Source organism: Saccharomonospora halophila 8, assembly GCF_000383775.1.
GTDB lineage: Bacteria > Actinomycetota > Actinomycetes > Mycobacteriales > Pseudonocardiaceae > Saccharomonospora > Saccharomonospora halophila.
The window spans coordinates 164,672-171,532 of sequence record NZ_KB912557.1; the positions used below are offsets into that span (position 1 = coordinate 164,672).

Annotated in this window: 8 protein-coding genes; all 8 read right to left on the reverse strand. The window is 70.6% G+C overall.

Annotation, left to right across the window (positions count from 1 at the left end; all coding sequences use genetic code 11):
* Positions 1 to 118: 118 nt before the first annotated feature.
* A complete protein-coding gene (locus SACHA_RS26175) occupies positions 119 to 352 on the reverse strand; it encodes a hypothetical protein (protein ID WP_232211876.1) in 234 nt (77 codons plus the stop codon).
* A gap of 185 nt (positions 353 to 537) precedes the next feature.
* The gene (locus SACHA_RS0113235; protein ID WP_019810532.1) at positions 538 to 954 is read right to left on the reverse strand and encodes a prevent-host-death protein; all 417 of its coding nucleotides are present in this window, start codon (positions 952 to 954) and stop codon (positions 538 to 540) included.
* Positions 955 to 1,033: 79 nt separating this feature from the next.
* A complete protein-coding gene (locus SACHA_RS0113240) occupies positions 1,034 to 1,363 on the reverse strand; it encodes a DUF6221 family protein (RefSeq protein WP_028663156.1) in 330 nt (109 codons plus the stop codon).
* Positions 1,364 to 1,694: 331 nt separating this feature from the next.
* A complete protein-coding gene (gene metX, locus SACHA_RS0113245) occupies positions 1,695 to 2,834 on the reverse strand; it encodes a homoserine O-acetyltransferase MetX (RefSeq protein WP_019810536.1) in 1,140 nt (379 codons plus the stop codon).
* On the reverse strand, positions 2,831 to 4,162 hold the full coding sequence (locus SACHA_RS0113250; protein WP_269634182.1) for a bifunctional o-acetylhomoserine/o-acetylserine sulfhydrylase: 1,332 nt from the start codon (positions 4,160 to 4,162) through the stop codon (positions 2,831 to 2,833). The genes metX and SACHA_RS0113250 overlap by 4 nt, the downstream gene beginning before the upstream one ends.
* A gap of 146 nt (positions 4,163 to 4,308) precedes the next feature.
* A complete protein-coding gene (locus SACHA_RS0113255; protein WP_019810540.1) occupies positions 4,309 to 4,944 on the reverse strand; it encodes a YdcF family protein in 636 nt (211 codons plus the stop codon).
* Complete coding sequence (locus SACHA_RS0113260; RefSeq protein ID WP_019810542.1) at positions 4,945 to 6,333, reverse strand: glycine--tRNA ligase; 1,389 nt, start codon at positions 6,331 to 6,333, stop codon at positions 4,945 to 4,947.
* 204 nt (positions 6,334 to 6,537) lie between these two features.
* On the reverse strand, positions 6,538 to 6,861 hold a 324-nt coding region (locus SACHA_RS0113265), incomplete at its 5' end, for a class F sortase (protein ID WP_019810545.1).

Genomic DNA, 6,861 nt, shown 5'->3' on the forward strand with positions numbered 1-6,861 from the left:
GTCGGGCCCGCTTCGGCGGCTCGTCGTGGCGGCGTTCGGTGTCGTGCGCGCGGTAGCCCATCGCAGGCCAGCCTACGACCGCCGGACGACGGTGCCCGGCCCGACGCGCGCCACCGCGTCACTCCCCCGACCAGTACCGCCGGAGCGCCTCGATCGCCTCGTCCTTGCTCATCGCGGCGATCTCCGACTCACGGAGCCCGACCCGATGCACGAGCAGGTACATCAGATCCGCGGGCAGCGCCTCCTCGGGCTGGGCGGGCAATCCCCGTTCCGGAGGAACGCCCTCCCGGACACACCGCCAGAAGCCGTCCTCGTCGACCTCGACTTGATCCCGCAGTATGTGCTGCCACAACCGTGGCCCGTACGTGCTGCGGTCGACAGGATGTGAGATCCGCGTGCGGAGAACGCGGGTATCCGACAGCGCCAATTCATAGGTGACGCGGTGCGAACCCGTCCGCCCGCGTGCGTTCCGGACTCTGCGCCATCCCTCGACCCGGCAGAACTTCTCGTGCTCGGCACGGGTACCCGGCGACCGGCTCACGCGGCGCCACCTACGAGCCACTGACGCAGCTGCTCGTCATCACTCAAGCTGATCAACTGCACGAATCCCCAGTTGTCCCGGTGATTCTCGGCGTTGAGGAGCTCGGAATGCCAGTCCTCGGCGTACTCGCGCAACGCGTCGATCATCTCGGTGATCGCGTCGTCGAACGAGGTGCCGTCAGCCGCGACCGGGAGTCCGGGAATGAACACCGACCACCCTCCCCCTTCGGCGACGACCTGGGCGTGGGAGGGGACGATCGAAACGAGGAAGTCCCGGAGACGGCCGACATCGACGACGGCCACACTCGACGCGTCTCGCCTGATCGTGGCAACCCGCCCACTCTCCGCGGCGTCGAGAAGATCCTTCAGATGCGCTCGGGCATCGGTGTAGCTGTCGTAGTGGACACCGGACACTGCATTGCCTCCCTCGATCGAATCCAGTATCCGGCGCCACGCGCGTACGTCAAGTACGTGACGTACGTCGGGTCGCGGCTCACCCGCCGGGGCTCGCGGCCTGCCACTCGCCGCGCCAGTCCGGGTGTGCCGCGTACACCGAGGCGATCAGCCGTGCCGTCTCCTCGTCCCCGTGCTCCCCGATCTCCCGCCGCAGGTGGGCGACCTTCTCGGGGAACGGCACCGGGACCCGTTCCTCCTGGGCCTCGACCGGTCCGGGCAACAGCAGGAGCCCGCTGCCGTCGTCGGTGGGCAGGAGCCGGAGCCGGCCGCGCCGTTCGGCCTCGTCCAGCGCCGGGAGGACCCCCTCGGCGTAGCGTCGCTCGTCGTCGTCCAGACGGGCGAGCACGAACTCGGTCAGATCGGACATGTCCCCGGGGTAACCCGCACGGGCGAGCACGACACCGCCCGATCCACCGCTCCGGGTATGCCGGGTGCGTGACTCGTCCGGTCGGTCGTCTCAGTGACCGGCACCATCCTCCGGTGATCGGACGGGTTCGACCGATCGCGTCGGTCCGCGTCGCTGCGCGCGCCGAAGCAAATCCCGCTTCTCCTGCACTTCCCGCGCACTGACCAAACCGTGTTCGGCCTCCGCAGCCGCGATGAGCCGGGCGAGGTCGTCACGTTCGCGTCGGCGCGCGGTCGCACGATGCCATCTCAGCACCTATGGTGACTCCTCCGGCGGATCGATCGGGGCAAGGTCAGTCCAGCAGTTCCTTGATCAGGGCGGCGACCTGGTCGGTCTCCACGAGGAACGAGTCGTGCCCGTAGGGCGAGGAGATCTCCGCGTACCGGGCGTCCGGGATGCCCTCGGCCAGTTCCCGCGCCTGCCACGGCGGGTACAGCCGGTCGCTGTCCACCCCGACGGCGATCGTCCGGGCCCGCACCCGCGCCAGGGCGGCACCGGCACCGCCCCGGTCGCGGCCGACGTCGTGGTCGTTCATCGACCGGGTCAGCAGCACGTAGCTGGCCGCGTCGAACCGGCGGATCAGCTTGTCGGCCTGGTGGTCGAGATAGGACTCCACGGCGTAGCGGCCACCCGCGGCCGGGTCCTCCCCGTCCTGCGGCGCGCGGCCGAAGCGGCGGGTCAGTTCCGGCTCGCTGCGGTAGGTCACGTGGGCGATCCGGCGGGCGACGTCGAGCCCGCGGTGCGGGCCCTCGCCGGGGCCGAGGGCGTGGTAGTCGCCCCCGTGCCACTGCGCGTCGGACACGATGGCCCGGATCTGCGGGGAGGCCCACGCGATCTGGTCGGCCGACGACGCGGCCGGACTCGCCAGCAGCATCAGGGTCCGCACCCGGTCCGGCTCGGTCACGGCCCACTCCAGGGCCCGCATCCCACCCATCGAGCCACCGAGCACGGCGGCCCACCGCTCGACGCCCAGCGCGTCGGCCAGCACGATCTCCGCGGCGACCTGGTCGCGGATGGTGATGCGCGGGAACCGGCTTCCCCAGTACCGGCCGTCCGGCGCGGGCGAGGCGGGGCCGGTCGAGCCCTGACACCCCCCGAGCACGTTCGGGACCACCACGAACAGCTCGTCGGTGTCCAGCGCCCGGCCGGGGCCGATCAGTCCGTCCCACCAGCCCGCGCTGGGATGTCCGGGCTCCTCCGGACCCGCGGCGTGGCTGTCGCCGGTCAGCGCGTGCTCCACCAGCACGGCGTTCGACCGGTCGGCGTTGAGCGTCCCCCAGGTCTCGTAGGCGAGGTCGACCTCGCCGATCTCCGCGCCCGACTCGACGCGCAGCGGTGCCGGAAGCCGCAGCCACCGCCTGCGCCCGACAGGATCTCCCGCCCGCCACGCTCCGGTGGCCGGCGGGAGATCCGTACTGCCGGGATCGCTCACTGGGCCGCCTTCGCGGCCCGGAATCCGGCTTCGAGGTCGGCCTTGAGGTCCTCGACCCCTTCGATGCCCACGGCCAGGCGCACCAGGCCCGGGGTCACGCCACTGGCGCGCTGTTCCTCCGGGGAGAGCTGGCTGTGCGTGGTGCTGGCCGGGTGCACGATGAGGCTGCGCACGTCGCCGATGTTCACCAGCTGGCTGTGCAGCTCGGTGCCGTCGACGAAGGCCCGGCCCGCGTCGACCCCGCCACGCAGGTCGAACGAGACCACCGCGCCGGTGCCGTTCGGCAGGTACCGGCGCGCCGCCGCGTGCTGCGGGTTGGACGGCAGCCCGGCGTAGTAGACCTTCTCCACCTCGTCGCGCTGCTCCAGCCACTCGGCCAGCGCCTGCGCGTTGCCGACGTGCTTGTCCATCCGCAGCGAGAGCGTCTCGATGCCCTGCAGGATGAGGAAGGCGTTGAACGGTGAGATGGCCGCGCCGGTGTCCCGCAGCAGCTGCACCCGCGCCTTGGCCGCGTACGCGCCCGGCCCGAGGGCCTCCCAGAACTTGAGGCCGTTGTAGCTGGGGTCGGGCTCGTTGAAGCCGGGGAACCGCGCGGGGTCGGCGCCGAAGTCGAACGTGCCACCGTCGACCAGCAGACCGGCCACGGTGGTGCCGTGCCCGCCGAGGTACTTCGTGGCCGAGTGCACGACGATGTCGGCGCCGTGCTCGATCGGGCGCAGCAGGTACGGCGTCGGGATCGTGTTGTCCACCATCAGCGGGACGCCGACGTCGTGGGCCACGTCGGCCAGGCCCCGGATGTCCAGGACGTTGCTGCCCGGGTTCGCCAGGGTCTCGCCGAAGAACACCTTCGTGTTCGGCCGGGCCGCGGCGCGCCAGGCGTCGAGGTCGTCCTGATCGTCGACGAAGGTCACCTCGATGCCCAACTTGGGCAGCGTGTACCGGAACAGGTTGAAGGTGCCGCCGTAGAGTGCGGGGCTGGCCACCATGTGGTCCCCCGCACCGGCGATGTTGAGGATCGCGGTGGTGGTCGCGGCCGAGCCGGACGCGAACGCCAGCGCCGCGACACCGCCCTCCAGCGAGGCCACCCGCTGTTCCAGCACGTCCTGGGTCGGGTTCATGATCCGGGTGTAGATGTTGCCGGGCTCGGCCAGGTTGAACAGATCCGCCCCGTGCTGGGTGTCCCGGAAGACGTAGGAGGTCGTCTGATAGATCGGCGTGGCGCGTGCCCCGGTCGTGGGGTCGGGTTCGGCGCCCGCGTGGATCTGTTTGGTCTCGAACGACCATCCGTCGGTCATCGGCTCTCTCTCCTCACGAAGTTCGGCGGTCACGAGTCCCGGACTCCGGTGGGTGCCCCGGACCGGGAGGTCGTCGGAACGACGTTAACGACCCGGACCGTCTCTCCCAACCGCGTCCCATCTGATGGGACCGAGGTGCCACTGGATCGTGTTATTCCACAGGACAAAGTGCTGCGTTCTCACTGCACACCCAACCCGTCGGCCTGGTCGGCGGGCTGTTTCGACAGTCGGTAGTAGAGCAGTGCGGCGGTCTCCCGGAGGATGTAGCGGACCTGGGTCTCGCGGGTCTGCACCACGGGGCCGCTGTGCGTCGGCGAGGTGGCCGCACGCAGCCCGATGTCCTCGGCCATGATCCGGGCCCGCAGCGAGTGCCACGGATCACTCACGATCACCACGTCCGACCATCCCCGGGCGCGGGCCTCATCGGCCACCGCGCGCAGCGAGCGCAGGGTGTCCCGGCCCTGTTCGACCGGGACCAGATCTTCCCCGGGCACCCCGCGTGCCGCGAGCCAGTCGGCCCCGGCCCCGGCCTCGGTGAAGGTGTCGCCGACCCCCCGGCCCCCGGACGTGATGATCACCTCCGCGACGCCCGCGGCATGCAGGGCCCGTGCCTTCTCCAGCCGGGCCTGGAAGATCGACGACGGCTTCCCGTGGTACTGGGCCGCGCCCAGCACCACGATGGCGTCGGCGGCAGGCCGCTCGTCGGCCCTGGCCACCTGCCACACGCGGAACGCCGTCCCGCCGACCACCAGCAGTCCCACGAGGACGACGCCCAGTACCGCCCGACCGGCCCACCGAAGCGCGTACCTGTGCACTCAGCAGCCGATCAGCCGTGCCGCCAGGTAGGACTCCAGCTTGTCGATGGCGACGCGCTCCTGCGCCATCGTGTCCCGCTCCCGGACGGTGACGGCCTGGTCGTCGAGGGTGTCGAAGTCGACGGTGACGCAGAACGGCGTCCCGATCTCCTCCTGTCTGCGGTAGCGCTTGCCGATCGACTGGGCGTCGTCGTAATCGGTGTTCCAGTGCTTGCGCAGGGTGGCGGCGATGTCCCGGGCCTTGGGAATGAGGTCACCGTTGCGCGACAGCGGCAGCACGGCCACCTTGTACGGCGCGAGTCGCGGGTCCAGCTTGAGCACCGAGCGCTTGTCCACCCCGCCCTTGGCGTTGGGCACCTCGTCCTCGGTGTAGGCGTCGAGCAGGAACGCCATCAGCGGGCGCCCCACCCCGGCCGCGGGCTCGATGACGAACGGCCGGTAGCGCTGGTTCGTCGCCTGCTCGAAGTAGGACAGGTCCACACCCGAGTGGTTGGAGTGGGTGGTCAGGTCGAAGTCGGTGCGGTTGGCGATGCCCTCCAGCTCGCCCCACTCCTGCCCCGCGGAGAACTCGAACTTGTACTCGATGTCGACCGTGCGCTTCGAGTAGTGCGAGAGCTTCTCCTTCGGGTGCTCGTAGTGGCGCAGGTTCTCCCGCCGGATCCCGAGGTCGACGTACCACTCGGTGCGCTGGTCGATCCAGTACTGGTGCCAGGACTCGTCGTCACCCGGCTCGACGAAGTACTCCATCTCCATCTGCTCGAACTCGCGCGTGCGGAAGATGAAGTTGCCCGGCGTGATCTCGTTGCGGAACGACTTGCCGATCTGCCCGATGCCGAACGGCGGCTTCTTGCGCGCGGTCGTCTGCACGTTGAGGAAGTTGACGAAGATGCCCTGCGCGGTCTCCGGCCGCAGGTAGTGCAGCCCCTCCTCGGACTCGACCGGCCCGAGGTGGGTCTTGAGCATCATGTTGAACTCACGCGGCTCGGTGTACTGGCCGCGGACGCCGCAGTTCGGGCACGGCACGTCGGACAGGTCGTCCTCGGAGACCTCGGTGCCGGTGCGTTCGGCGTAGTCCTCGGCGAGCTGGTCGGAGCGGAAGCGCCGGTGGCAGGACAGGCACTCCACAAGCGGGTCGTGGAAGGCGCCGACGTGGCCGGAGGCGATCCACACCTGACGCGGCAGGATGACCGACGAGTCGATGCCGACCACGTCCTCGCGGCTCTGCACCATCGCCTTCCACCACTGGCGCTTGAGGTTGTCCTTCAGCTCGACGCCGAGCGGTCCGTAGTCCCACGCCGACCGGGTACCGCCGTAGATCTCCCCCGACGGGAAGACGAAGCCACGACGCTTGCACAGGTTGACGACGGTCTCGATGGTGTTGGCGGGCACAGAACGCTCCGGGGCATGTGGCATGGTCGACGGTGTCTTGCGGCTTCCCAGCGTATCCCGCGTGACGGTGCCCGCGCCGGTGGGGAGGGCCGGAGACACCGACCGGGCGGAGCGGGTCGGGCGGACGCGGGTGAGCACGGGAGGACTCGGAGAGCACGGGCGGACGCGGAGAGCACGGGCGGACGCGACCAGGCACCGGTCCGGTCAGCCGCCGTCCGCCGGTTCGGCCACCACGATCCGGTTGTCCGTGTAGCCGTCGCCGCCGGAGACGTCGCCGCCGCAGGTCACCAGGACCAGCCGGTGCGGCCGGTCGCCGCCGAACAGACGTTTCGCGTGCGCGGCGAGGTCGTCCTTGTGCAGGGTCAGTGTCTCCACCACCCGGTACGCCCGGCGGGTGGCCCCGTCGTCGACCACGGTCACCCGCGTGCCCCGGCCGAGATCCCACAGCGCGGCGAACGGTCCCGTCCGCCCGCCCCAGTCGACGTGCCCCGCCAGCACCGTGGCCCCGCGTGCCGCACCGGGATCGGC

What these genes read in the sequence shown, in the direction of transcription:
- SACHA_RS0113240 (WP_028663156.1), bottom strand. Translation starts at nt 1,363, where the DNA reads ATGTCCGATCTGACCGAGTTCGTGCTCGCCCGTCTGGACGACGACGAG.